The sequence below is a fragment of the Pseudomonas sp. FH4 genome (assembly GCF_000510915.2).
GTDB classification, from domain to species: domain Bacteria; phylum Pseudomonadota; class Gammaproteobacteria; order Pseudomonadales; family Pseudomonadaceae; genus Aquipseudomonas; species Aquipseudomonas brenneri.
This window is the reverse complement of the sequence record NZ_AOHN01000026.1, coordinates 218408-242550: the sequence shown is the minus strand read 5'-3', so window position 1 is coordinate 242550 and position 24143 is coordinate 218408. Positions and strand designations below refer to the sequence as shown.

Here is a 24143-nt window from a genome sequence, read left to right as displayed (position 1 = left end):
GTCCATGTCCCGCGTTACCCTGAGTCGCTATTTGATTGAGCAGACCCGCAGCAACAACACCCCTGCCGATCTGCGCTTTTTGATCGAAGTGGTGGCGCGTGCTTGCAAGGAAATCAGCCACGCCGTGTCCAAGGGCGCGCTGGGCGGCGTCCTGGGCAGCATGGGCACTGAAAACGTGCAAGGCGAAGTGCAGAAGAAACTCGACGTGATTTCCAACGAAATCCTGCTCGAAGCCAACGAATGGGGCGGTCACCTGGCCGGCATGGCGTCCGAAGAAATGGACAATGCCTACCAGATCCCGGGCAAATACCCCAAGGGTGCCTACCTGCTGGTATTCGACCCGCTGGACGGTTCGTCGAACATCGACATCAACGCGCCAGTCGGCACCATCTTCTCGGTACTGCGTTGCCCGAACGAATACCTGAGCCAGAACGAAGCCCTGAACGAAAAGGCCTTCCTGCAGCCAGGCACCGAGCAGGTTGCTGCCGGTTATGCGATCTACGGCCCACAGACCATGCTGGTGCTGACCCTGGGTGATGGCGTCAAGGGCTTCACCCTGGACCGTGAAATGGGCAGCTTCGTGCTGACCCACGAAGACATCTCGATTCCTGCCTCTACCCAGGAATTCGCGATCAACATGTCCAACCAGCGCCACTGGGAAGAGCCGGTCAAGCGCTACGTCAACGAGTTGATGGAAGGCGAAGAAGGCCCGTTGAAGAAGAACTTCAACATGCGCTGGGTGGCCGCGATGGTCGCTGACGTACACCGCATCCTGACCCGTGGTGGCTTGTTCATGTACCCACGCGACAGCCGCGAGCCGTCCAAGCCGGGCAAACTGCGCTTGATGTACGAAGCCAACCCGATGTCGTTCCTGGTCGAACAAGCCGGCGGTGCTTCCACCGACGGCCACCAGCGCATCCTCGACATCCAGCCTGAAGGCCTGCACCAGCGTGTAGCGGTGTTCCTGGGCTCCAAGGAAGAAGTGGCGCGTGTGACCGGTTACCACAAGAAGGCGTAACGCCTTCTGTAGGAGCGAGCTTGCTCGCGAAAGTATTCCAGGCAGCATTGCTGCCTTGGCTGTACTTTTTTCGCGAGCAAGCTCGCTCCTACAGTGAACCTTGCGCGTCAGATCAAGCCCCGAAACGTTTCAGCGTTGCGGGGCTTTTTATTGGATAAGGTTTTTGAGTAGCAGTGCCTGCAGGTTTCTACGTGTGTCGGCAATGATGTGGATGTAGAGGGTCTTGTCTCGGACTTCGTAGATGATCCGGTTCATTGCGCAGATAACTTGTCGGTACTGGGTCAGGTTCAGCTTTTCGATTTCTTCCGGCATCGAGCCTGCATACGGTTGGGTTTCCAGGCGGCGTAAAGCCTGTTTGAGCAACTCGTAAGTCTGTTGCCAGGTTGATGTAGAGAACTGTCGCGTGAGGTAGGACTTGAGTTCTTTCAGATCGTTTTTTGCAGATTGAAGAATAACAACTCGATAAGTCATTGAGCTTCGTCCTGATCCAGTTCAGCGAACACGTCCTCCATATCCTGAAACTGGCCCAGCTCAATTTGTCGGTTGCCTAGTGCCAAAAGCTTCAACAGCGCCATCGTTTCCGCTTGCTCTTCAAAGCTCTTCACATCCATTACGACTAATTTTGCCTCACCATTTTGGGTGATGACCAGCGGTTCGCGGCTTTCTGTGAGGTTCTTGACGATCTCTGCGGTATGGCTTTTCAGGTAACTGATCGGTTTTATCTGGGATGAGAATTTCATTACAAGACCCCTACTTGAAATTAGGACTGATTTTAGTCTTAATTTAGTTGTTTCTGGTCTGTTCAATCAGTCTGATCGACGAAAGGCGGCGATCTACTCGTTTAAAAATTTTCGAAAAAGGCCATTTTGTAGAAAAAAGAAATACCACCCCCTTCCGGGAACCAGACCCCCCTTTTCCCTTCTAAGCTTCTGGCAGATCCCCACTGCTGTGTGTCCCTCCAGGAGCTCTACCATGTCGTTACGCCGTATCGCCCTCTTGTGTTTTTGCGTCCTGCTGGCCGCTTGCAGCAAGGTCACCCAGGAAAACTACCAGAAGCTTTCGGCTGGCATGGCCAAGGCCGAGGTGGAGTCATTGCTGGGCAAGCCCACTGATTGTTCCGGCGCGCTGGGCATGTCCAGCTGCACCTGGGGCGACAAAACCAGCTTTATCAGCGTGCAGTACGCCGGTGACAAAGTTCTGATGTTTTCCGGGCAAGGCCTGAAGTAAACCGGGGCGAAAGCCTGCGGGAGAAGAAGAATGATGCGTTTTGTTTTGTACCTTTGCGCCAGCCTGTTTTTGGCAGGCTGCGCCAGCCATTCTGGCGATGATCTGCAACCCAAGACTGTCGGCAGTGTCAACCTCAAGCGTTACCAGGGCACCTGGTACGAGTTGGCCCGCCTGCCCATGTACTTCCAGCGTAACTGCGCGCAGTCCGAGGCGCGTTACTCCCTGCTGCCCGATGGTGACATGTCAGTGTTCAACCGCTGCCTGACCACCGAGTGGAAGTGGGAAGAAGCCAAGGGCACGGCCACGCCGCAAGTACCGGGCAAGACTGACAAGCTGTGGGTCGAATTCAACAACTGGTTCACCGCATTGCTGCCGGGTGTGGCCAAGGGTGATTACTGGGTGTTGTACGTCAGCGATGACTACAAGACTGCCATCGTCGGCAGCCCGAGCCGACGCTACATGTGGCTGCTGTCGCGAACGCCGACTGTCAGCGCCGACACCCGCGAAGACCTGCTCAGCAGGGCACGCCAGCAGGGTTACGACACCACGCGGTTGATCTGGCGTACGTCGGACAAGCAGATGGCGAAGACCTCGCAGTAACCTGGCCACGGGTCGATTAAAAAAGGCGGGCTTGCCATACAAGCCCGCCTTTTTTTGCACTCAGGTTTTTGCCCTGGCAGGGTGCAGGCACTCAATCGATTGATCGACGGTGGTCTTGGCCATTTCCAGTAGATGCCACACCGCCAACACCTTCGCCCGCTCGGGGCTCTCCAGCGACTCTGTGCAATCGAGTGCCGTCGCGCAGGCACTGTCCAGCAGGCTGGCGGTATAGAGCAACGCATCTTCGAAGCTCAAGTCTGCGTGGTTGCTGTGAACTTCCCGGGTCGGCAGGTAATGGTCGATGGCGCGGTTGAACGCGGCGCGGTCTTTGGCGGGATCACGAGGTGGGTCGGGGACAAGTTTATGGATGGCGAAGCTCCTTGTGAGAATCGGAGCCGGTCCGTCGCGACTAAACGAAGGGTGGCGGCTGTACGCAGGTTAGTCGACCGGCCACAAGGAAATCCGGCGCACCCGAGGGTGCCCTGCGCACAGCCACCATAAAACTTCATGGGACCATGCACCTTGTGATGTACCGGGCGACTAAACCCGATCACTGATGAGCAGTGACGGAGCGCAGGCTAGCCATCGATTCCAACAGACACAAGGCGGCAGGGATTGTCTCGGAAACGTCCTGCAATTTAAAGGGACACGCCTTGCTGGCCCTTTACAAACCATGACCAAATTGTAGGAGCGAGCTTGTCTCCGGGCGGCGTTCCGACGAAAAACTTACAGGCGCCGCATTCATTCAGTAAGCACGCGTTATCGTTGACGTTTTTCGCGAGCAAGCTCGCTCCTACAGAGGGTTCCGGCGTCGATGATGGATTTTGATGGCTGTGCTGATGAGGATTCGCTTCTGGCCAGCGCGCGAGGCTGAGTTAAATACCCGCCTTTTCCTCTGAACGGCCCCACCCCATGGACAACTCCGATATTGCGATCACCCTGGTCCTGATCTCCGCCTTTATGCACGCCACCTGGAATGCGGTGGTTCGGGCCGGTAGCAGCCGTTTCATGACCCTGGCCCTGGTCGATGGCACCGCATTGCTGATCTGCCTCGCGGCGCTGCCGCTGGTCGATGTGCCGAGCCTGCAGGTCTGGGGTTATGTCCTGCTTTCGGTGGTGCTCAATACGGTCTATCGACTGTTTCTGATCAAGGCCTATGAAACGGGCGACTTCGGCCAGGTCTACCCGGTGATGCGCGGCGTGCCGCCGGTATTGGTCGCGCTGTTTTCCTACTTTCTGCTGCACGAACACCTGTCGTTCCAGGCGATGGCGGGGGTGCTGTTGATCTGCCTGGGGATTATCAGCCTGACGTTTGTGCGCAGGATGACGGCGCACAGGCTCAGGCCGATCCTGATGGCGGTGGGCGCGGGGGTGTTTATTGCGTCCTACACAGTAGTGGATGCCAAGGGTGTAAGAGCCAGTCAGACGGTACTGCAATACATCATCTACCTGACTGTGTTCCAGAGCATTCCGATTCCGCTGCTGGCGTTTTTGAAAGCGCGTACGAGTTTCGTCCAGGCAATTCGCAGCCATTGGCGGGTAGGCATGCTGGGCGGTATTTTTTACCTCGCGTCCTACGGCCTGGTGTTGTTCGCGCTGTCGCTGGATGCGGTCGCCAAGGTGTCAGCGCTGCGGGAAACCAGTGTTATTATCGGCGCCATTATTGCCGCGCTGTTCTTCCATGAACGGTTCGGCTGGCGGCGGATGCTTTCGGCGCTTGTCATTGTTTGCGGGATCATCCTGATCAAAGTGAGCACCTGATGGCCCAGCGCCCACCTCCGACACCCATGCTTCAAGCGTTTGTCAGTGCCGCACAGACCGGCAGTTTCGCTCGTGCAGCTGCTGGCCTTAACCTCACCGCCAGCGCCATCAGTCACCAAATTTCCGGACTGGAGGAGTGGTGGGGCGTGCAGTTGTTTGAGCGCCACTCGCGGGGTGTCAAGCTGACCGACGCCGGGCAGGCCTTGTTGCCGGTGACGGCTGGTTTTTTCAACGAGTTGGATGCCGTGCTGCATTCGCTCAACCTGAGCACACCCCAGCCGCTCTATTTTTCGTGCACCTCGTCCCTCTGTTCGACATGGTTGACTCCCAGGCTGCATGGCTCTCATGCAGAGGCTTCGTTCAATCTGGATCTGGTGTTGACCAGTACCGATAACCTGGGTGCCCATCAATACGACGTCGCGGTGGTGATGGGGTACGGCGACTATCCGGAGCATCATGTCGAACTGCTGATGCGTGATGGCGTGTTCCCGGTCTGCTCGCCGGAGTTTGTGCGGGCCAATGGCGATATTGCGCTGGAGGATATCGCGCGGCACTCGTTGATTCATCGGGTCGACGATCAAGTGTGTCCAGGCTGGGACGGCTGGTTTGCATTCCAGGGGATGGCGCCTGTGCCGTCTCACCATGGCCCGCGGTTTGCGGATTCCAGTCAGGCCATCAGTCTGGCGGTCAAAGGCGGCGGGATTGCTCTGGGCAGGACGGCGCTGGTGTATGACGCGCTGAAAGAGGGGAGCCTGCTGGCTTTGAACTGTCCGGTGATGATGTCACCGGCGGCGTACTACATCATTTGTCGAAACGGGCGACAGTCTGAGCCGGATATCGCCCGGCTATTTGCTTGGCTCAAGGCGACTGCCGATGAGTTTGTGGGAGAAGTCCGCGAGCAGTGTCCGCAAATCTGTAGCTGAAGAGGTCCATGTAGGAGCTGGCTTGCCAGCGATAGCGGTGGGTCAGCCAATGAATTTATTGACTGGCAATCCGTCATCGCTGGCAAGCCAGCTCCTACAGTGGGATGTACTGTTAGGACAGTAGGTCTCTAAGAACCTGCGTGAAGGCCCGGCTGCTCTCTTCCTCGCCAGCATGCCGCCCATCGCGCACCACCCACTGGCCATTGACCAGCACATCACGCACTTGCCGATCACCCCCGGCGAACAGCCAGCGGTTGAGAATCCCGTCTTCACTGGCCGTCGCCAGGTACGGATCATTGCCGTCCAGCACCAGCCAGTCCGCACGCTTGCCCACTTCCAGTCGGCCAATCGGCTGGCCCAAGGCCTGGGCGCCACCGTCCAGGGCTGCGTCGAACAACGTACGCCCGACCATCGGTTGATCGCTGCGATACAGCCGGTTACGCCGCTGGTCGCGCAGGCGCTGGCCGTATTCCAGCCAGCGCAGTTCTTCGACCACGCTCAACGACACATGGCTGTCAGAGCCAATCCCCATGCGCCCACCCTGGGCCAGGAAGTCCACCGCCGGGAAAATCCCGTCGCCCAGGTTGGCTTCAGTGGTCAGGCACAGCCCGGCAATCGCTCGGCTCTGGGCCATCAGCGTCACTTCTTCGGGGTTGGCGTGGGTGGCGTGCACCAGGCACCAACGCTGGTCGACGTCGACATTGTCATACAGCCATTGCAGCGGGCGCTTGCCGCTCCAGGCCAGGCAGTCGTCGACTTCCTTTTGCTGTTCGGCGATGTGGATATGTACCGGGCAGGCCTTGTCGCTGGCGGCCAGAACTGCGCTGATCTGTTGCGGCGTTACCGCGCGCAATGAGTGGAAACACAGGCCCAGTTGCTGCGCCGGTTGTGCGGCCACTATCGGTTGTAAACGCGCTTGCAGGTCCAGGTAGTTTTCGGTGCTGTTGATAAACCGGCGCTGGCCGTCGTTCGGTGCCTGGCCGCCAAAACCTGCGTGGCTGTACAGCACCGGCAACAACGTCAGGCCGATGCCGCTGCTGGCCGCCGCCAGGCTGATCTGGCGTGACAGTTCGGTGGGGTCGGCGTACGGCTGGCCGCTGACATCGTGGTGCACATAGTGGAACTCGGCGACTGAGGTGTAGCCGGCCTTGAGCATCTCGATATACAGCTGGCGGGCGATGACCTGCAATTGCTCGGGGCTGATCTGGCCGACCATGCGGTACATCAGGTCGCGCCAGGTCCAGAAGCTGTCATTGGGGTTGCCGGCGACTTCCGCCAGCCCCGCCATGGCCCGCTGGAATGCGTGAGAGTGCAGGTTCGGCATGCCCGGCAGCAACGGGCCCCTGAGCCGCTCGGCACCGTCTGCGCTGGCATTGGCCGTCACGTTGGTCAGCAGGCCATCGGCGCTGACTTCAAGACGTACATCGTTGGCCCATCCATTAGGCAGCAGCGCGCGTTCGGCAAAGAAAGCGGACATGATCAAGGCACCCCGGTCGTGTGTTTATTTGTATATACATATACAGACGTTTGCCTGCTCGGTAAACTCCGGCAATCTATGCATCTTTTCCCCCTGCAAGGATTCCCCGTGCCGACTCCGCCCGCCAAGTCTCCACTGGCTGCCCACATGGACGAAAGTCCGGCGCCCTTGTATGCCCGCGTCAAACAGATGATCAGCCAGCAGATTCTCAACGGCAACTGGCCGCCGCACTATCGCGTGCCGTCGGAAAGCGAACTGGTCAGCCAGTTGGGCTTCAGCCGCATGACCATCAACCGCGCCCTGCGGGAGCTGACCGCCGAAGGCCTGCTGGTGCGCATGCAGGGCGTCGGCACCTTCGTCGCCGAGCCCAAGAGTCAGTCGGCGCTGTTCGAGGTGCATAACATCGCGGACGAGATTGCCTCCCGTGGCCATCGTCACACCTGCAAGGTGATCACCCTGGGCGAAGAAGCCGCCGGGTCCGAGCGGGCCGTGGCCCTGGAAATGCGCGAAGGCGGGCGCGTCTTCCACTCGCTGATCGTGCACTACGAAAATGATATCCCGGTGCAAATCGAAGACCGCTTCGTCAACGCCCTGGTCGCACCGCAGTACCTGCAACAGGATTTCACCCAGCAAACCCCTTACGCCTATCTCAACCAAGTGGCGCCATTGACCGAGGGCGAGCATGTGGTGGAAGCCATCCTGGCTGACCCGCAGGAGTGCCAGTTGTTGCAGATCGAGGCCGGCGAGCCGTGCCTGCTGATTCGCAGGCGCACCTGGTCCGGTCGCCAGCCGGTGACGGCGGCGCGGTTGATCCACCCTGGCTCGCGTCATAGCCTCGAAGGGCGTTTCAGCAAATGACTACGGTAAAGGTCTGGCGCGCCGCTGATTACGTGCGCATGCCGTGGAAAAACGGCGGCGGCAGTACCGAAGAAATCACCCGGGACGCAGGCCACGGCCTGGACGGTTTTGGTTGGCGCCTGTCGATTGCCGATATCGCCGAGTCGGGTGGTTTTTCCACGTTTGCCGGCTATCAGCGGGTGATCACTGTGATCCAGGGCGCCGGTATGGTGTTGACCGTGGATGGCGAGGAGCAGCGTGGGTTGTTACCGCTGCAGCCCTTTGCCTTCAGTGGCGAAAGCCAGGTCGCGTGCCGCTTGATCACCGGGCCGATCCGCGACTTCAACCTGATCTATGCGCCCCAGTGTTACCACGCACGTTTGCAGTGGGTGGATGGGGTGCAGCAGTTTTTCAGTACTGCGCATACCGTGCTGGTGTTCAGCGTGGCTGATGAGGTGAAGGCGCTTGGCGAAGTGCTGGGCCATCATGATTGCTTGCAGGTGGACGGTAACACCGGCCTGTTGGACATTGCGGTAACTGGCCGCTGCTGCCTGATCGAACTGACCGCACACGATTAAAAATGTGGGAGCGAGCAAGCCCGCTCCCACATTTGGATCTTCATAGGCTACAAAATCTGTTTCCAGTCCCGCACCAAGTTGTTACCGAATGCCCCAGCATGGCGCAATGCCCTGCTTCAGTAGCAATCCTGCGGCACTTCAAAACCCCTTTGTAAGAAATTTCATCAAGCCGAAAAGCCTTGTTTTCCGGGGCTTTCACTCATCTCCAGAAAAATCTCCACCTCGTCCAATCCAAGTTGGCCGCTTGATTGCATATGCTTGTATGTACAAGTAAATATGTGTGCGTAAGAGTCACAGGCAATCCTCTTCGCACCCATCATGTTCGCGCATTGATCGCAGAGGAATTTTTCGTGAGTAAGCCCACCAAGTACCGTGACGTCGAAATCCGCGCTGCCCGCGGTAACAAGCTCACTGCCAAAAGCTGGCTGACTGAAGCGCCGCTGCGCATGCTGATGAACAACCTCGACCCACAAGTGGCCGAAAACCCCAAGGAGCTGGTGGTGTATGGCGGTATCGGGCGTGCGGCGCGTAACTGGGAGTGCTACGACCAGATCGTCGAAAGCCTGACCCACCTCAATGACGACGAAACCCTGCTGGTGCAATCGGGCAAGCCGGTCGGCGTATTCAAGACCCACAGCAATGCCCCGCGTGTACTGATCGCCAACTCCAACCTGGTACCGCACTGGGCCAGTTGGGAACATTTCAACGAGCTGGATGCCAAGGGCCTGGCCATGTACGGCCAGATGACCGCCGGCAGCTGGATCTACATCGGCAGCCAGGGCATCGTCCAGGGCACTTACGAGACCTTCGTCGAAGCCGGTCGCCAGCATTACAACAGCGACCTGACTGGCCGTTGGGTCCTCACCGCCGGCCTGGGCGGCATGGGTGGCGCACAACCGTTGGCCGCGACCCTGGCCGGTGCCTGCTCGCTGAACATTGAATGCCAGCAGGTCAGTATCGATTTTCGCTTGAGCAGCCGCTATGTCGACGAACAAGCCAGCGACCTCGACGACGCCCTGGCGCGCATCGCCAAGTACACCAAGGAAGGCAAGGCCATCTCCATTGCCCTGCTTGGCAACGCTGCTGAAATCCTGCCTGAACTGGTCAAGCGCGGCGTACGCCCGGACATGGTCACCGACCAGACTAGCGCCCACGACCCGCTCAACGGTTACCTGCCGGCTGGCTGGACCTGGGACCAATACCGCGCGCGCGCCAAGACCGAACCGGCGGCGGTGATCAAGGCGGCCAAGCAGTCGATGGCCGTACACGTCCAGGCCATGCTGGACTTCCAGAAAATGGGGGTTCCGACCTTCGACTACGGCAACAACATCCGTCAGATGGCGCAAGAAGAAGGTGTAGAAAATGCCTTCGACTTCCCGGGTTTTGTACCGGCCTACATCCGCCCGCTGTTCTGCCGTGGCATCGGCCCGTTCCGTTGGGCGGCACTGTCGGGCGACCCGCAGGACATCTACAAGACCGACGCCAAGGTCAAGGAACTGATCCCCGACGACGCCCACCTGCACAACTGGCTGGACATGGCCCGCGAACGCATCAGCTTCCAGGGCCTGCCGGCGCGTATCTGCTGGGTTGGCCTGGGCCAGCGCGCCAAGCTGGGTTTGGCATTCAACGAGATGGTGCGCAGCGGTGAGTTGTCGGCACCGGTGGTGATCGGTCGTGACCATCTGGACTCCGGCTCGGTTTCCAGCCCGAACCGCGAAACCGAATCCATGCAGGACGGTTCCGACGCTGTGTCTGACTGGCCGTTGCTCAACGCCTTGCTCAACACCGCCAGCGGCGCGACCTGGGTCTCGCTGCACCACGGTGGCGGCGTAGGCATGGGCTTCTCCCAGCATTCGGGGATGGTGATTGTCTGCGACGGTACCGATGAAGCCGCCGAGCGGATTGCGCGGGTGCTGCATAACGACCCGGCTACCGGAGTGATGCGCCATGCCGATGCGGGCTACCAGATCGCTATCGACTGCGCCAAGGAGCAGGGCCTGAACCTGCCGATGATCAAATAACGGCTGGCTCGGCTCCTGTGGGAGCCGGGCTTGCCCGCGATGGCATCACTGCGGTCTGCCTGACAGACCGCGTCGCGCGTATCGCAGGCAAGCCAGCTCCCACATTTGAACTGCTGTGTACACAAGACCTGCTTCATCCGCACCACCGAAAAACAATCCATCAGAGGTTGAACACCCATGGCTGCAAACGACGCGCGTGCAAGCTCCACCCCGTTGATCGAAAGGCGTTCGATCGACTACATCCCGGAAGCGGAAAGACACGGTCGTCTATTGAGCCAGTTCACCCTGTGGATGGGCGCCAACCTGCAAATCACCGCGATTGTCACCGGGGCCCTGGCCGTGGTGTTGGGCGGTGATGTGTTCTGGTCGTTGATCGGTCTGTTGATCGGTCAACTGCTGGGCGGCGGCGTGATGGCGTTGCATGCGGCGCAAGGGCCAAGGCTCGGCCTGCCACAGATGATCTCCAGCCGGGTGCAGTTCGGTGTGTATGGCGCGGCCATTCCGATCGTGCTGGTGTGCTTGATGTACCTCGGTTTCACCGCAACCGGGACGGTGCTTTCCGGCCAGGCACTGGGCCAGTTGTTTGGGGTCAGCGACAGTGTCGGCATCCTTATCTTCGCCAGTGTCATTGTGCTGGTCACGGTGCTCGGTTACCGGGTGATCCATTTCATCGGGCGTGTTGCCAGCGTCATTGGCGTGATTGCCTTTGTCTACCTGTTCAGCCGCCTGATGAGCCAGACCGACATTGGCGCACTCCTGCAAATCCGTCACTTCAGTTGGAGCAGTTTTTTGCTCGCAGTGTCGCTCGCGGCCTCCTGGCAAATCGCCTTCGGCCCCTACGTGGCTGACTATTCGCGCTACCTGCCGAGCAATACGTCCTCGGTGAAAACCTTTCTGGCCGCAGGCGCAGGTTCGGTCATTGGCGCACAGGTGGCGATGATCCTTGGGGTGTTCGCCGCCGCCATGTCCAACGGGCAATTTGCCGGTAACGAAGTGGCCTACATCGTGGGGCTGGGTGGCACGGGGGCCACGGCGGCGCTGCTGTACTTCAGCATCGCGTTCGGCAAGGTCACCATCTCCACGCTCAATTCCTACGGCAGCTTCATGTGCATTGCGACCATTGTCAGCGGCTTTCGGGGGCGCATGGAGGTGACGCGCTTGCAGCGCCTGGCTTTCGTGCTGCTCATCGTCGGTGCTGCGACCCTGATCGCGTTGCTCGGCCAGCACTCGTTCCTCAGTGCGTTCAAGTCCTTCATCTTGTTCTTGCTGGCGTTCTTTACGCCCTGGAGCGCGATCAACCTGGTGGACTACTACTGCATCACCCGCGATCGCTATGACGTACCGGCATTGGCCGACCCGAACGGTCGCTACGGCCGGTGGAACCTGCTCGGTATCAGCGTCTATGTGTTCGGCGTGCTGGTGCAATTGCCGTTCATCGCCACCAAGTTCTACACCGGCCCCCTGGTGGCCGCCCTGGGAGGTGTGGATATTTCCTGGATCATCGGCCTGGTACTGCCAGCAGCCCTGTATTACGTATGTGCAAAAAAATGGCACGGCGCAATCCCTGAACGACTGATCCTGCCGGTAGAGCAGGGCGCTGTATCAACAACAACCGGGCAGCTTGCACAAGCCTGATGGGACGTGGACGAGGCAGGATGCCTTTTGACTGCCGTAATCCATTTCATGATTGGGAGCGTCACACAATGAAAATGCATAAGACCTTGCTGACCCCATTGCTCGCCGCAGGCTTGCTCACCGCTGCTGGCGCCTCTCAGGCAGCCGGTTGGTGCGAGTCGGGCAAACCGGTGAAATTCGCCGGCCTGAATTGGGAAAGCGGCATGTTGCTGACCGATGTCCTGCAAGTGGTCCTGGAAAAAGGCTACGACTGCAAAACCGATAGCCTGCCGGGCAACTCCATCACCATGGAAAACGCCCTGGGCAGCAACGATATTCAGATCTTCGCCGAGGAGTGGGTTGGCCGCAGCGAAGTGTGGAAGAAGGCCGAGAAGGCCGGCAAAGTCGTGGGTGTCGGTGCGCCCGTGGTCGGTGCTGTTGAAGGCTGGTACGTGCCACGCTACGTGATCGAAGGCGACGCCAAGCGCAAGCTCGAAGCCAAGGCGCCGGACCTGAAAAACATTGCCGACCTGGCCAAGTACTCTGCGGTATTCAAGGACCAGGAAGAGCCGTCCAAGGGCCGCTTCTACAACTGCCCGGCCGGCTGGACTTGTGAGCTGGACAACAGCGAAATGCTCAAGAGCTATGGCCTGGAAAGTTCCTATACCAACTTCCGCCCAGGCACCGGCCCGGCACTGGATGCGGCGGTGCTGTCGAGCTACAAACGTGGCGAGCCGATCCTGTTTTACTACTGGACGCCAACGCCGCTGATGGGCCAGGTGGACCTGGTCAAACTCGACGAAAAACCTGGCGTGGATAAAAGCGTGACCATCAAGGTCGGCCTGTCCAAGACCTTCCACGAGCAAGCCCCGGAACTGGTGGCGGTGCTGGAAAAGGTCAACCTGCCGATCGACCTGCTCAACCAGAACCTGGCGCGCATGAGCAAAGAGCGCATTGATTCGTCGAAGCTGGCGAAGATTTTCCTCAAGGAACACCCGGAAGTCTGGCACGCCTGGGTCAGTGAAGACGCAGCCAAGAAAATCGACGCGGCCTTGTAGGCACAGTGCTCCCGGCTACCCTGAAAAGGCAGCCGGGCACCCGGCCACACTCCATTGGATCGAGAGCACGTTATGTTTCCTGAGAGTTTTACGTTTTCCATCGCCGACTGGGTCAACGGTTGGGTCGATGCATTAGTGACCAATTACGGCGATGTGTTCCGGCAAATTTCCGACACCTTGCTGTGGGCCATCGTCAACCTGGAAGGCCTGCTGCGCATGGCGCCCTGGTGGCTGATGCTGGCGATTGTCGGCGGCGTTGCCTGGCACGCCACCCGCAAGGTAGTGACCACGGCGGTAATCGTCGGCCTGCTGTTCCTGGTCGGCGCGGTCGGCCTGTGGGACAAACTGATGCAGACCCTGGCGCTGATGCTGGTCGCGACCGTGATCTCGGTATTGATCGGCATCCCGCTGGGCATCCTTTCGGCACGCAGCAATCGCCTGCGCGCGGTGCTGATGCCGTTGCTGGACATCATGCAAACCATGCCCAGCTTCGTGTACCTGATCCCGGTACTGATGCTGTTTGGCCTAGGCAAAGTGCCAGCGATTTTCGCCACGGTGATCTACGCCGCACCGCCGCTGATTCGCCTGACCGACCTGGGCATTCGCCAGGTGGACCGTGAAGTGATGGAAGCCATCAATGCCTTCGGTGCCAACCGCTGGCAGCAACTGTTTGGTGTGCAACTGCCGCTGGCCCTGCCGAGCATCATGGCCGGGATCAACCAGACCACCATGATGGCCCTGTCGATGGTGGTGATCGCCTCGATGATCGGCGCCCGTGGCCTGGGCGAAGACGTACTGGTCGGTATCCAGACCCTTAACGTTGGGCGCGGCCTTGAAGCCGGCCTGGCGATTGTGATTCTCGCTGTGGTCATCGACCGCATTACCCAGGCCTATGGCCGTCCACGGCATGAGGCGAGCAAATGACCACTGTCAGCAAGATCGAAGTGAAAAACGTATTCAAGATTTTCGGTGCGCGGGACAAAGAGGCGCTGGCGCTGATTGGCCAGGGCAAGACCAAGGACCAGGTGCTGGCCCAGACCGGTTGCGTGGTGGGCGTCAATGACTTGTCCCTGAGCATCGGTACCGGCGAGATTTTTGTGATCATGGGCCTGTCGGGCTCCGGCAAGTCCACGCTGGTGCGCCACTTCAACCGCCTGATCGACCCCACCAGCGGCGCGATCCTGGTAGACGGCGAAGACATCCTGCAACTGGACATGGACGCCTTGCGCCAGTTCCGCCGGCACAAGATCAGCATGGTGTTCCAGAGCTTCGGCCTGCTGCCGCACAAGAGTGTGCTGGACAACGTGGCCTATGGCCTGAAAGTGCGTGGCGAAACCAAGCAGGTGTGCACCGAGCGCGCGTTGCACTGGATCGAAACCGTGGGCCTGAAGGGCTACGAAAACAAATACCCGCACCAGCTGTCGGGCGGCATGCGCCAGCGCGTGGGGCTGGCCCGGGCCCTGGCGGCCGACACGGACATCATCCTGATGGACGAGGCGTTCAGCGCCCTCGACCCATTGATCCGCGCCGAGATGCAGGACCAGTTGCTGGAACTGCAAAAGACCCTGCACAAGACCATCGTGTTTATCACCCACGATCTGGACGAGGCTGTGCGCATCGGCAACCGCATTGCGATCCTCAAGGACGGCAAGCTGATCCAGGTCGGCACGCCGCGGGAGATCCTGCATTCGCCGGCGGACGAGTATGTGGACCGCTTTGTTCAGCGGCGGGCGGCGGTGGTCTGAGCCGGGTTTTGTGGTGAGTTGGCTGGCCTCTTCGCGAGCAAGCCCGCTCCCACATTTGGAATGCGTTTCCCCTGTGGGAGCGGGCTTGCTCGCGAAGAGGCGGCAAGGCTGAAAAGAATTGAAGAAGGTATGAAGATGTCCCAGGCTAAAAAAATCATCATCGCCGACACCCCGCTGCACTGGCAGGACGTGGTCGCCGTCGCTCGTTTTGGCGCCGAACTGGGGCTGTCGGGCCAGGCCTGGGCGCGCATCGACAACGCCCAGGCCATCGTGCAGCGCATCGTCGCCAGCGGCGAGCGCGCCTATGGCGTCAACACCGGCCTGGGCGCCTTGTGCAACGTGTCGCTCGAGGGCGAGCAACTGAGCCAGTTGTCGCGTAACACCTTACTCAGCCACGCCTGTGGTGTCGGCGCGCCGCTGAGTAATGAGCAGACCCGCGCAATCATCTGTGCGGCGATCATCAACTACAGCCAGGGCAAGTCCGGCCTGCATCCGCAGGTGGTGCATTCGCTGCTGGCGCTGCTCAACCACGGCATCACCCCGCAGGTGCCGTCCCAGGGGTCGGTGGGCTACCTGACCCATATGGCGCATATCGGCATTGCCTTGCTGGGCGTGGGCAATGTCAGCTATCGGGGTCAGATCGTTACGGCCCAGGCGGCGTTGGCCGCCGAAGGCCTACAGCCAGTTGTACTCGGCGCCAAGGACGGCCTGTGCCTGGTCAATGGCACGCCGTGCATGAGCGGCCTGAGCTGCCTGGCCCTGGCCGATGCCCACCATTTGCTGCAATGGGCCGATGTGATCGGGGCCATGAGCTTTGAAGCACAGCGCGGGCAGATCGACGCATTCGACGAGCAAATCATTGCCCTCAAGCCGCACCCCGGTATGCAGCAAGTGGGGATCAATTTGCGCGCGCTGCTCGACGGCAGTGAAGTGATCGCCGCGAGCAAGGGCATTCGCACCCAGGACGCGTTGAGCATCCGCTCGATCCCTCAAGTCCACGGTGCTGCCCGCGATCAACTGGAGCACGCCACCCGGCAGATCGAGACCGAGCTCAACGGTGCCACCGACAACCCTTTGCTGCTGGGCACGCCGGACAGCTACCGCGTGGTCTCCCAGGCCAACCCGCATGGCCAGTCCGTGGCGCTGGCGGCGGACATGCTGGCCATCGCCATGGCCGAAATCGGTTCCATCGCCGAGCGCCGCCTGGATCGCCTGATCAACCCCCATGTCAGCGGCCTGCCGGCCTTCCTGGTGAGCAACCCTGGCGTCAACTCGGGGATGATGATCGTGCAGTACGTTGCCGCTTCCCTGTGTGGGCAAAATCGCCAACTGGCGCAGCCGGCGGTGCTCGACAACTTCGTCACCTCGGGCCTGCAGGAAGACCACCTGAGCATGGGCACCAATGCCGCGCTCAAGCTGCATGCGGTGCTGGACAACGTCACCCAGATCCTCGCCATCGAATACCTGCTGGCGGCCCAGGCCTTTGAGTTTCTCAAGGAACAAGGCTTCGGCGCCGGCACCCACACCGCCTGGCGCCTGCTGCGCGAGCAGGTCCCGGCCTATGAGCAAGACCGCTGGCTGGCGCCGGATATCGCGACCGCCGCCAAGCTGCTCAAGAACACGGATTTGCTGAACCACGCTTTACCGAATGTGCACTGAACCCTATTTCAAAAAGGAGCATGAATGTGACTGCGCTAAATCTGATTCCAGGCCAACTGAGCCTTGCCCACCTGCGAGCCATCTACCAGCAGCCGGTGACCCTCAGCCTGGATGACAGCGCCACGGCGCAGATCGAAGCCAGTGTGGCCTGTGTGGAGCAGATTCTCGCCGAGAACCGCACCGCCTACGGCATCAACACCGGTTTTGGCCTGCTGGCCTCGACCCGTATCGCCAGTGAAGACCTGGAAAACCTCCAGCGTTCGCTGGTGCTGTCCCACGCCGCCGGTGTAGGCGAGCCGATCAGCGACGCGCTGGTGCGTCTGGTGATGGTGCTCAAGGTCAACAGCCTGAGCCGTGGTTTTTCCGGGATTCGCCGTCAGGTGATCGATGCGCTGATCGCGCTGATCAACGCCGAGGTCTACCCACATATCCCGCTCAAGGGTTCGGTGGGTGCTTCCGGTGACCTGGCGCCTCTGGCCCATATGTCCCTGGTGCTGCTGGGCGAAGGCAAGGCCCGCTACAAGGGTCAATGGCTGGAGGCGACCGAGGCGCTGAAAATTGCCGGCCTGACGCCACTGACCCTGGCCGCCAAGGAAGGTCTGGCGCTGCTCAACGGCACCCAGGTGTCCACTGCCTATGCCCTGCGCGGTTTGTTTGAAGGCGAAGACCTGTTCGCCGCAGCCATCGCTTGTGGCGGCCTGACCGTGGAAGCGGTGCTGGGCTCGCGCTCGCCGTTTGATGCACGTATTCACGCGGCCCGTGGCCAGCGTGGGCAGATCGACTCCGCCGCCGCTTATCGCGACCTGTTGGGTGACAGCAGCCAGGTGTCCCAGTCCCACCAGAACTGCGACAAGGTGCAAGACCCGTACTCCCTGCGCTGCCAGCCACAAGTCATGGGCGCCTGCCTGACCCAGTTCCGCCAGGCGGCCGAAGTGCTGGTAGTCGAAGCCAATGCGGTCTCGGATAACCCGCTGGTGTTTGCGACCGAAGGTGATGTGATTTCCGGCGGTAACTTCCACGCCGAACCGGTGGCGATGGCCGCTGACAACATGGCCCTGGCCATTGCCGAGATCGGTTCCCTGAGCGAGCGCCGCATCTCGTTGATGATGGACAAGCACATGTCGCAACTGCCGCCATTCTTGGTGGGCAATGGCGGGGTGAACTCCGGCTTTATGATCGCCCAGGTGACGGCTGCGGCCCTGGCCAGCGAGAACAAGGCGTTGTCCCATCCCCATAGCGTCGACAGCCTGCCCACTTCGGCGAACCAGGAAGACCACGTGTCCATGGCTCCGGCTGCTGGCAAGCGTTTGTGGGAAATGGCCGAGAACACCCGTGGCATCCTCGCCGTGGAATGGCTGGCCGCGTGCCAGGGCCTGGATTTGCGCGATGGCTTGAAAACCTCGCCGAAGCTGGAAAAAGCCCGCGGCATCCTGCGCGCCAAAGTCGGGTTCTATGACAAGGACCGCTTCTTCGCCCCGGATATCAATGCCGCCAGTGAACTGCTGGCCAGCCGCTGCCTCAACGAGCTGGTACCCGCCAAGCTGCTGCCAAGTTTCTAACCACAAGGCCCCCTGTAGGCGCGAGCTTGCTCGCGAAAATCGTTAACGATGACACGGGAAACCTGACACCCCGTGGCGTTCTCAGGTTTTTCGCGAGCAAGCTCGCTCCTACAAAGGGGAGCGTTTTTCCCTGCATAACAATAATTAGGGACGAGCAATGCACCAGCAAGCACAAGGTCTAAAACGCGGACTGACCGCCCGCCATATTCGCTTCATGGCACTGGGGTCGGCGATCGGCACCGGGTTGTTCTACGGTTCTGCCTCGGCCATCCAGATGGCTGGCCCGGCGGTGCTGCTGGCCTACCTGATCGGTGGCGCCGCAGTGTTCATGGTGATGCGCGCCCTTGGCGAGATGGCCGTGCACAATCCGGTCTCCGGCTCGTTCGGTCAGTACGCCAGCACCTACCTGGGCCCGATGGCCGGTTTCATCCTCGGCTGGACCTACGCCTTTGAAATGATCATCGTCTGCCTGGCGGACGTCACGGCCTTCGGCATCTACATGGGCTTCTGGTTTCCCGAAGTCGCGCGCTGGGTCTGGGTACTCGGGATTGTCCTGCTGATCGGCGGGCTGAACCTGTGCAACGTCAAAGTGTTTGGCGAAATGGAGTTCTGGCTGTCACTGCTCAAGGTCGCGGCGATTGTCGCGATGATCCTCGGCGGCTTCGGCATCATGCTGTTTGGCGTGCATTCGGCCGGTGATGCGCCAGCCAGCGGGTTGAGCAACCTGTGGGCCCATGGCGGCTTCATGCCCAATGGCGTGGGCGGCCTGATCGCGTCCTTTGCCGTGGTGATGTTTGCTTTTGGCGGCATCGAGATCATCGGCATTACCGCCGGTGAAGCCAAGGACCCGCAACGGGTTATCCCCAAGGCCATCAATGCGGTGCCGCTGCGCATCCTGCTGTTCTACGTGCTGACCCTGTTTGTGCTGATGGCCATCTACCCATGGCCGCAGATCGGCAGCCAGGGCAGCCCGTTTGTGCAGATATTCAGCAACCTGGGGATTGGCTCGGCGGCGACCATCCTTAATATCGTGGTGATCTCGGCGGCAGTCTCGGCCATCAACAGTGACATCTTCGGCGCAGGCCGCATGATGTACGGCCTGGCCCAGCAAGGGCAGGCGCCCAAGGGCTTTGCGCAACTGTCGCGCCACGGCGTGCCATGGATGACCGTAGTGGTAATGGGCGCGGCGCTGCTCGGCGGGGTGGTGTTGAACTACCTGATCCCGGAAAACGTGTTCCTGGTGATTGCCTCGATTGCCACCTTCGCCACGGTGTGGGTGTGGCTGATGATCCTGGTCACCCAGGTGGCGATGCGCCGCTCGATGACCAAGGAGCAGGTCGCCGAACTGAAATTCCCGGTACCGTTCTGGCCTTACGCGCCGGCGGCGGCCATTGTGTTCATGCTGTTTATTTTTGGCGTACTCGGCTACTTCCCGGACACCCAGGCCGCGTTGCTGGTTGGCGCCGCGTGGATTGTGCTGCTGGTCGTCGCCTATCTGCTGTGGGTCAAGCCCGCAGCCGGGCAAGCTGCCAAGGTTCATTACGACCCGGCTTTGTCTCACCGATAACTTAAAGGGAGGCGTTGATGAAAACGCTTTGGCACCACTGCCACATCGCAACCATGGCCCAGGGCACGTACTCGATCATCGAGGATGGCGCCATGGTCACGGCTGGCACGTTGATCGAATGGATCGGCCCTCGGGCCGAGCTGCAGAGCGGCAACTATGGGCAGATTCATGACCTGCAGGGGGCGTGGGTCACGCCGGGGCTGATCGATTGCCACACCCATACGGTGTTCGGCGGCAATCGCAGTGGCGAGTTCGAACAACGGCTGCAAGGCGTGAGCTACGCCGAGATCGCGGCGGCCGGTGGTGGCATTGCCAGCACTGTGCGCGCCACTCGCGCAGCCACCGAGGACGAGTTGTTCGACAGCGCCCGCCAGCGCCTGCGCAGTCTGCTGCGTGACGGTGTGACCACGGTGGAGATCAAGTCCGGCTACGGCCTGGACCTGGCCAACGAACGCAAGATGTTGCGCGTGGCCCGGCGCCTGGGCGAGGAGCTGCCGGTCAGCGTGCGCGCCACCTGCCTGGCAGCCCATGCGTTACCGCCGGAGTACAAGGATCGCGCCGACGACTACATCGAGCATATCTGCAACGAGATGCTGCCAGCCCTGGCTGCTGAAGGGCTGGTGGATGCCGTGGATGCGTTCTGCGAATACCTGGCGTTTTCCACCGAGCAGGTCGAGCGTGTGTTCAAGGTCGCCCAGCGTTTGGGCTTGCCGGTGAAATTGCACGCCGAGCAATTGTCGTCCCTGCACGGCTCCAGCCTGGCTGCGCGGTATCACGCATTGTCGGCGGATCACCTGGAATTCATGACCGAGGAAGACGCCATCGCCATGGCTGCTGCCGGTACCGTCGCGGTCTTGCTGCCGGGAGCGTTCTACTTCCTGCGCGAAACCCAATTGCCGCCGATGGACGCCTTGCGCAAGCACGGGGTGAAGATCGCCATCGCCAGCGACCTCAACCCCGGCACCTCGCCGGCGTTGTCGGTAAGGCTGATGCTGAATATGGCCTGCACCTTGTTCCGCATGACTCCGGAAGAAGCCCTGGCCGGTGCCACCCGACATGCGGCGACCGCCTTGGGCATGGGCGACACCCATGGCTCACTGGAAGTGGGCAAGGTCGCGGATTTTGTCGCCTGGCAGATCGACCGTCCTGCCGACCTGGCCTACTGGCTGGGCGGCGAGTTGGATAAACGCGTCGTGCGCCATGGCGTCGACGTTACCGTGTAAAAGGAGTACCGCTGTGGATAAGGTTCTGAACTTCAACCAAGGTCGTGTGCCGCTGCTGATCAGCATGCCCCACGCCGGCCTGCGCCTGACGCCTGCGGTCGAGGCCGGCTTGATCCCCGAGGCACAAAGCCTGCCGGATACCGACTGGCATATCCCCACGTTGTATGACTTTGCCGAAGGCTTGGGCGCCAGCACCCTGGCGGCCGAATATTCGCGGTTTGTGATCGACCTGAACCGGCCATCTGACGACAAGCCGCTGTATGTCGGCGCGACCACCGGCCTGTTTCCAGCGACGCTGTTTGAGGGTGTGCCGTTGTTCAGCGAAGGCAAGGAGCCGTCGAAAGAGGAACGGGCGACCTACCTGGAGCAGATCTGGACGCCCTATCACCAGACCCTGCAACACGAACTGGCACGGCTCAAGGCTGAGTTTGGCTACGCGTTGCTGTTCGACGCGCATTCTATCCGCTCAGTCATCCCGCACCTGTTCGACGGCAAATTGCCGGACTTCAACCTCGGCACCTTTAATGGCGCCGCCTGCGACCCTGGGTTGGCCAGCCAATTGGAAGCGATCTGCGCGACTCATCCGCAATACAGCCATGTGCTGAACGGGCGTTTCAAGGGCGGGCATATCACCCGGCACTACGGCAACCCGGCGCAGGATATCCATGCGGTGCAACTGGAACTGGGGCAGTGCACGTATATGGAAGAGTTCGAGCCGTTCCGTTATCGGGCAGATCTGGCCGAGCCGACGCGGGTGGTGTTGAAGCAGTTGCTGCAAGGATTCCTGGCCTGGGGCCAGAAGCACTACACCTGAGCCAATGAAGATCAAAATGTGTGTGGGTTTGCTCGCGATAGAGTTGGGTCAGCCAGATAGAGTTTGACTGGCCCACTTCGGCTACTTTTTCAAAGATATTGAAAGGGCTGGCCTCTTAAGATAGTTCCGGTATTCGAGTAGGTCATTTCCCTAATGCTCTTTCCGCCATAGATGACGCCACGGTGCTTGCTAGTCTGCGCGCCCTAATGATCAGAGAAGGATGGTCTGTGGTGTCTCAGGATGTATGTGTTGACTGCCTTTGTGATTATCTGAGGCGGTTATGGCTTACGAACGTTTAACGAGTTTCATGTATAGCGAAGTGGGCGAGAGGGTCGGTGCGTGGCGCAGGGAAGGTGAAGCTGCAATTGTGCCCTTTTCCTTGCAGGACATTGTGCAAGGCTATGTTGACGCTCACTCCCGCCTCAGCGTCTGGCTACTCAAGCGGGAAATACACCGCTACCTGCGTAATAACCTGACATCTGGCCGCTTGCGCAATGCCGCACCGTTTGATTATGAACTGTGCTTTTCAGAGCATTACTTCGGTTGTAACAACCACCAGTTCTTGCTGTGGGTCTGTCGGCTTCTGGATGAAAACCTCAAACGGACCCAGTGGCGAGGCATAAAGCGGCTGTTCAATAAGCGCTGATAACACGACGCAAAGGATCTACAGCTGCCCAGGCCTCAAACCCTGCTTCGTACGCGCCAGATCAAACAATGGAGAACAAATGTGGGAGCGGGCTTGCCCGCGAAAGCGGTCTGTCAGTTCAAAAAATATGTCGACTGATACGCCGCTATCGCGAGCAAGCCCGCTCCCACACGTGGTTCAGTGAGTCTTCCTGGCGAATCGCTGACGCAGATCCAAGCCCTCAAGGACATGCTCATTGCACAATTCGGGTTTATGATGCCAGACGGCAAAATAATAGACGTCCCCCCAGGGATGGAACCGACCCCTTACGGAGCGCGCAATGCAGACTTTGTACCCGCAGATCAAACCCTACGCCCGGCACGATCTGGCCGTCGACCAAACCCACACGCTGTATGTCGACGAAAGCGGTTCCCCGCAAGGTTTGCCCGTTGTCTTCATCCATGGCGGCCCGGGTGCCGGGTGCGATGCCAATAGCCGCTGCTATTTCGATCCCAACCTGTACCGCATTGTCACCTTTGATCAGCGCGGTTGCGGGCGTTCCACGCCGCGGGCCAACCTGGAAAACAACACCACCTGGGACCTGGTGGCCGACCTTGAGCGCATTCGCGAGCACCTGGGTATTGAAAAATGGGTGCTGTTCGGCGGCTCCTGGGGTTCGACCCTGGCCCTGGCCTACGCGCAAACCCACCCCGACCGCGTGCATGGACTGATCGTACGCGGCATCTTCCTGGCCCGTCCCCAGGACATTCAATGGTTCTACCAGGCCGGCGCGAGCCGTTTGTTCCCGGACTACTGGCAGGATTACATCGCGCCAATCCCCGTGGAAGAACGCCACGACATGATCAGCGCCTACCACAAGCGCCTGACCGGCAACGACCAGATCGCCCAGATGCATGCCGCCAAGGCCTGGTCCACCTGGGAAGGCCGCATGCTCGGCCTGTGTCCCAACCCGCAACTGATCGAGCGCTTTTCCGAACCCCAGCGTGCCCTGTCGATTGCCCGCATCGAGTGCCACTACTTCACCAATAATTCATTCCTTGAGCCCAACCAACTGATTCGCGACATGCACAAGATCGCCCATCTGCCTGGCATCATCGTGCATGGCCGCTACGATATGATCTGCCCGCTGGACAATGCCTGGGAACTGCATCAAGCCTGGCCGAACAGCGAACTGCAGGTGATCCGCGAGGCGGGGCACGCGGCTTCCGAGCCCGGAATCACTGATGCATTGGTGCGTGCGGCGAGCCAGATGGCACGGCGCCTGCTTGATTTGCCACCCGAAGAAGCATGAAAGGCCTTTTGCAGCGGGTACGCGGTGCCCGGGTCGAGGTGGCGGGGGAAGTGGTCGGTGCGATAGACCAGGGTTTGCTGGTGCTGGTAGCCGTCGAGCCTTCAGATACAGTGGCCAGTGCCGACAAGCTGTTGCATAAGCTGCTTAACTATCGGGTGTTCAGTGACGACGAGGGCAAGATGAACCTGTCGTTGAAGGACATTGGCGGCGGTTTGCTGCTGGTGTCTCAGTTCACCCTGGCAGCCGATACCAAGAGCGGCTTGCGTCCCAGCTTCTCCACGGCGGCTCCTCCGGCGCTGGGCGAGGCGCTTTTCGAGCACTTGTTGTTACAAGCGCAACAATTGCATGGCACTGTGGCGTCGGGGCGTTTTGGCGCGGATATGCAGGTGCATTTGGTCAATGACGGGCCGGTCACCTTCCTTTTGCAGACCTGATTGTATGAAAAACGACTTTTAATGCGCAAAAACGCAAGTTTTCGCTACAAATACTTCGCTGCCCCTGCTGCGTTATCTCACCGGCTACTAG

Annotated in this window: 24 protein-coding genes and 1 pseudogene; 21 read left to right on the top strand and 4 right to left on the bottom strand. The window is 60.1% G+C overall.

All coding sequences use genetic code 11. The features are described from left to right. The first annotated feature begins 4 nt into the window (after nt 1–4). Nucleotides 5–1018 (top strand): class 1 fructose-bisphosphatase, encoded by a 1014-nt coding sequence (locus tag H097_RS21220; protein WP_032862268.1) that lies wholly within the window; start codon nt 5–7, stop codon nt 1016–1018. A 147-nt stretch (nt 1019–1165) separates the two neighbouring features. Here the strand turns inward: H097_RS21220 and H097_RS21215 are convergent, their stop codons facing one another. Continuing rightward, nucleotides 1166–1489, bottom strand: a complete 324-nt coding sequence (locus H097_RS21215; protein ID WP_032862267.1) for a type II toxin-antitoxin system RelE/ParE family toxin — start codon at nt 1487–1489, stop codon at nt 1166–1168. Next, nucleotides 1486–1758 carry a type II toxin-antitoxin system Phd/YefM family antitoxin gene (locus H097_RS21210; RefSeq protein ID WP_032862266.1) on the bottom strand — a complete coding sequence of 91 codons (273 nt, stop codon included), beginning with the start codon at nt 1756–1758 and terminating at the stop codon, nt 1486–1488. Before H097_RS21210 ends, H097_RS21215 begins: the two co-directional genes overlap by 4 nt. 232 nt (nt 1759–1990) lie before the next feature. On the opposite strand from H097_RS21210, the gene H097_RS21205 reads away from it, so the two are divergent. Together H097_RS21205 and H097_RS21200 are read left to right on the top strand one after the other, a co-directional pair. Next, entirely contained in the window at nt 1991–2245 is a 255-nt protein-coding gene (locus tag H097_RS21205) for a lipoprotein (protein WP_032862265.1), read from the top strand. A gap of 30 nt (nt 2246–2275) precedes the next feature. After that, a complete protein-coding gene (locus tag H097_RS21200) occupies nt 2276–2845 on the top strand; it encodes a lipocalin family protein (RefSeq protein ID WP_032862264.1) in 570 nt (189 codons plus the stop codon). Between the two features lie 60 nt (nt 2846–2905). Here H097_RS21200 and H097_RS21195 read toward each other — a convergent pair whose 3' ends face one another. Continuing rightward, nucleotides 2906–3214 (bottom strand): hypothetical protein, encoded by a 309-nt coding sequence (locus tag H097_RS21195; protein ID WP_032862263.1) that lies wholly within the window; start codon nt 3212–3214, stop codon nt 2906–2908. Nucleotides 3215–3757: 543 nt separating this feature from the next. Here H097_RS21195 and H097_RS21190 point away from each other — a divergent pair. Then, nucleotides 3758–4606 (top strand): EamA family transporter, encoded by an 849-nt coding sequence (locus tag H097_RS21190; RefSeq protein ID WP_032862262.1) that lies wholly within the window; start codon nt 3758–3760, stop codon nt 4604–4606. Continuing rightward, the gene (locus tag H097_RS21185) at nt 4606–5529 is read left to right on the top strand and encodes a LysR substrate-binding domain-containing protein (protein ID WP_032862261.1); all 924 of its coding nucleotides are present in this window, start codon (nt 4606–4608) and stop codon (nt 5527–5529) included. Before H097_RS21190 ends, H097_RS21185 begins: the two co-directional genes overlap by 1 nt. A 112-nt stretch (nt 5530–5641) precedes the next feature. Here H097_RS21185 and H097_RS21180 read toward each other — a convergent pair whose 3' ends face one another. Then, complete coding sequence (locus H097_RS21180; protein ID WP_032862260.1) at nt 5642–7006, bottom strand: formimidoylglutamate deiminase; 1365 nt, start codon at nt 7004–7006, stop codon at nt 5642–5644. 147 nt (nt 7007–7153) lie between these two features. Between H097_RS21180 and hutC the strand changes: the two genes are divergently transcribed. From hutC to dtd, 16 genes and pseudogenes are all read left to right on the top strand, one after another. After that, nucleotides 7154–7864, top strand: coding sequence for a histidine utilization repressor (gene hutC, locus H097_RS21175; RefSeq protein WP_223820148.1), 711 nt, complete (start codon nt 7154–7156; stop codon nt 7862–7864). Continuing rightward, nucleotides 7861–8421: a HutD family protein gene (locus H097_RS21170; protein ID WP_032862258.1), complete on the top strand. Its 561-nt coding sequence runs from the start codon at nt 7861–7863 to the stop codon at nt 8419–8421. The genes hutC and H097_RS21170 overlap by 4 nt, the downstream gene beginning before the upstream one ends. Before the next feature lie 350 nt (nt 8422–8771). Continuing rightward, a complete protein-coding gene (gene hutU, locus H097_RS21165; RefSeq protein ID WP_032862257.1) occupies nt 8772–10442 on the top strand; it encodes a urocanate hydratase in 1671 nt (556 codons plus the stop codon). 177 nt (nt 10443–10619) lie between these two features. Then, complete coding sequence (locus H097_RS21160) at nt 10620–12077, top strand: cytosine permease (protein ID WP_032862256.1); 1458 nt, start codon at nt 10620–10622, stop codon at nt 12075–12077. A 68-nt stretch (nt 12078–12145) separates the two neighbouring features. Beyond that, on the top strand, nt 12146–13114 hold the full coding sequence (locus H097_RS21155) for an ABC transporter substrate-binding protein (RefSeq protein ID WP_032862255.1): 969 nt from the start codon (nt 12146–12148) through the stop codon (nt 13112–13114). A 72-nt stretch (nt 13115–13186) separates the two neighbouring features. After that, the gene (locus H097_RS21150; protein ID WP_032862254.1) at nt 13187–14038 is read left to right on the top strand and encodes a proline/glycine betaine ABC transporter permease; all 852 of its coding nucleotides are present in this window, start codon (nt 13187–13189) and stop codon (nt 14036–14038) included. Further along, nucleotides 14035–14859, top strand: coding sequence for a glycine betaine/L-proline ABC transporter ATP-binding protein (locus H097_RS21145; RefSeq protein WP_050593423.1), 825 nt, complete (start codon nt 14035–14037; stop codon nt 14857–14859). Before H097_RS21150 ends, H097_RS21145 begins: the two co-directional genes overlap by 4 nt. 135 nt (nt 14860–14994) lie before the next feature. After that, nucleotides 14995–16518 carry a histidine ammonia-lyase gene (gene hutH, locus H097_RS21140; RefSeq protein WP_032862351.1) on the top strand — a complete coding sequence of 508 codons (1524 nt, stop codon included), beginning with the start codon at nt 14995–14997 and terminating at the stop codon, nt 16516–16518. Between the two features lie 20 nt (nt 16519–16538). Beyond that, nucleotides 16539–18077 carry a histidine ammonia-lyase gene (hutH, locus tag H097_RS21135; protein ID WP_090292776.1) on the top strand — a complete coding sequence of 513 codons (1539 nt, stop codon included), beginning with the start codon at nt 16539–16541 and terminating at the stop codon, nt 18075–18077. 26 nt (nt 18078–18103) lie between these two features. Further along, nucleotides 18104–18190, top strand: a pseudogene (locus H097_RS28890) (outer membrane lipoprotein carrier protein LolA); the annotation flags it as partial. A gap of 44 nt (nt 18191–18234) precedes the next feature. Then, complete coding sequence (locus H097_RS21130; protein ID WP_032862253.1) at nt 18235–19644, top strand: amino acid permease; 1410 nt, start codon at nt 18235–18237, stop codon at nt 19642–19644. A 17-nt stretch (nt 19645–19661) separates the two neighbouring features. Further along, the gene (hutI, locus tag H097_RS21125) at nt 19662–20867 is read left to right on the top strand and encodes an imidazolonepropionase (protein WP_032862252.1); all 1206 of its coding nucleotides are present in this window, start codon (nt 19662–19664) and stop codon (nt 20865–20867) included. Nucleotides 20868–20880: 13 nt separating this feature from the next. Continuing rightward, a complete protein-coding gene (hutG, locus tag H097_RS21120; protein WP_032862251.1) occupies nt 20881–21681 on the top strand; it encodes an N-formylglutamate deformylase in 801 nt (266 codons plus the stop codon). A 280-nt stretch (nt 21682–21961) separates the two neighbouring features. Continuing rightward, on the top strand, nt 21962–22327 hold the full coding sequence (locus H097_RS21115) for a hypothetical protein (RefSeq protein WP_050593422.1): 366 nt from the start codon (nt 21962–21964) through the stop codon (nt 22325–22327). Nucleotides 22328–22646: 319 nt separating this feature from the next. Next, a complete protein-coding gene (pip, locus tag H097_RS21110; RefSeq protein ID WP_032862250.1) occupies nt 22647–23618 on the top strand; it encodes a prolyl aminopeptidase in 972 nt (323 codons plus the stop codon). Beyond that, on the top strand, nt 23615–24052 hold the full coding sequence (gene dtd / locus H097_RS21105) for a D-aminoacyl-tRNA deacylase (protein ID WP_032862249.1): 438 nt from the start codon (nt 23615–23617) through the stop codon (nt 24050–24052). The genes pip and dtd overlap by 4 nt, the downstream gene beginning before the upstream one ends. The last annotated feature ends 91 nt before the right edge of the window (nt 24053–24143 follow it).

Excerpts from the sequence above, each read along its gene's own strand:
- H097_RS21160 (WP_032862256.1), top strand. The coding sequence starts at position 10,620 with ATGGCTGCAAACGACGCGCGTGCAAGCTCCACCCCGTTGATCGAAAGG.
- H097_RS21215 (WP_032862267.1), bottom strand. The coding sequence starts at position 1,489 with ATGACTTATCGAGTTGTTATTCTTCAATCTGCAAAAAACGATCTGAAA.
- hutC (WP_223820148.1), top strand. The coding sequence starts at position 7,154 with ATGGACGAAAGTCCGGCGCCCTTGTATGCCCGCGTCAAACAGATGATC.
- H097_RS21180 (WP_032862260.1), bottom strand. The coding sequence starts at position 7,006 with ATGTCCGCTTTCTTTGCCGAACGCGCGCTGCTGCCTAATGGATGGGCC.
- H097_RS21190 (WP_032862262.1), top strand. The coding sequence starts at position 3,758 with ATGGACAACTCCGATATTGCGATCACCCTGGTCCTGATCTCCGCCTTT.
- dtd (WP_032862249.1), top strand. The coding sequence starts at position 23,615 with ATGAAAGGCCTTTTGCAGCGGGTACGCGGTGCCCGGGTCGAGGTGGCG.
- hutH (WP_032862351.1), top strand. The coding sequence starts at position 14,995 with ATGTCCCAGGCTAAAAAAATCATCATCGCCGACACCCCGCTGCACTGG.
- H097_RS21210 (WP_032862266.1), bottom strand. The coding sequence starts at position 1,758 with ATGAAATTCTCATCCCAGATAAAACCGATCAGTTACCTGAAAAGCCAT.
- hutI (WP_032862252.1), top strand. The coding sequence starts at position 19,662 with ATGAAAACGCTTTGGCACCACTGCCACATCGCAACCATGGCCCAGGGC.
- hutH (WP_090292776.1), top strand. The coding sequence starts at position 16,539 with ATGAATGTGACTGCGCTAAATCTGATTCCAGGCCAACTGAGCCTTGCC.
- H097_RS21115 (WP_050593422.1), top strand. The coding sequence starts at position 21,962 with ATGGCTTACGAACGTTTAACGAGTTTCATGTATAGCGAAGTGGGCGAG.
- H097_RS21150 (WP_032862254.1), top strand. The coding sequence starts at position 13,187 with ATGTTTCCTGAGAGTTTTACGTTTTCCATCGCCGACTGGGTCAACGGT.
- H097_RS21145 (WP_050593423.1), top strand. The coding sequence starts at position 14,035 with ATGACCACTGTCAGCAAGATCGAAGTGAAAAACGTATTCAAGATTTTC.
- pip (WP_032862250.1), top strand. The coding sequence starts at position 22,647 with ATGCAGACTTTGTACCCGCAGATCAAACCCTACGCCCGGCACGATCTG.
- H097_RS21155 (WP_032862255.1), top strand. The coding sequence starts at position 12,146 with ATGAAAATGCATAAGACCTTGCTGACCCCATTGCTCGCCGCAGGCTTG.
- H097_RS21200 (WP_032862264.1), top strand. The coding sequence starts at position 2,276 with ATGATGCGTTTTGTTTTGTACCTTTGCGCCAGCCTGTTTTTGGCAGGC.
- H097_RS21130 (WP_032862253.1), top strand. The coding sequence starts at position 18,235 with ATGCACCAGCAAGCACAAGGTCTAAAACGCGGACTGACCGCCCGCCAT.
- H097_RS21170 (WP_032862258.1), top strand. The coding sequence starts at position 7,861 with ATGACTACGGTAAAGGTCTGGCGCGCCGCTGATTACGTGCGCATGCCG.
- H097_RS21205 (WP_032862265.1), top strand. The coding sequence starts at position 1,991 with ATGTCGTTACGCCGTATCGCCCTCTTGTGTTTTTGCGTCCTGCTGGCC.
- H097_RS21220 (WP_032862268.1), top strand. The coding sequence starts at position 5 with ATGTCCCGCGTTACCCTGAGTCGCTATTTGATTGAGCAGACCCGCAGC.
- H097_RS21185 (WP_032862261.1), top strand. The coding sequence starts at position 4,606 with ATGGCCCAGCGCCCACCTCCGACACCCATGCTTCAAGCGTTTGTCAGT.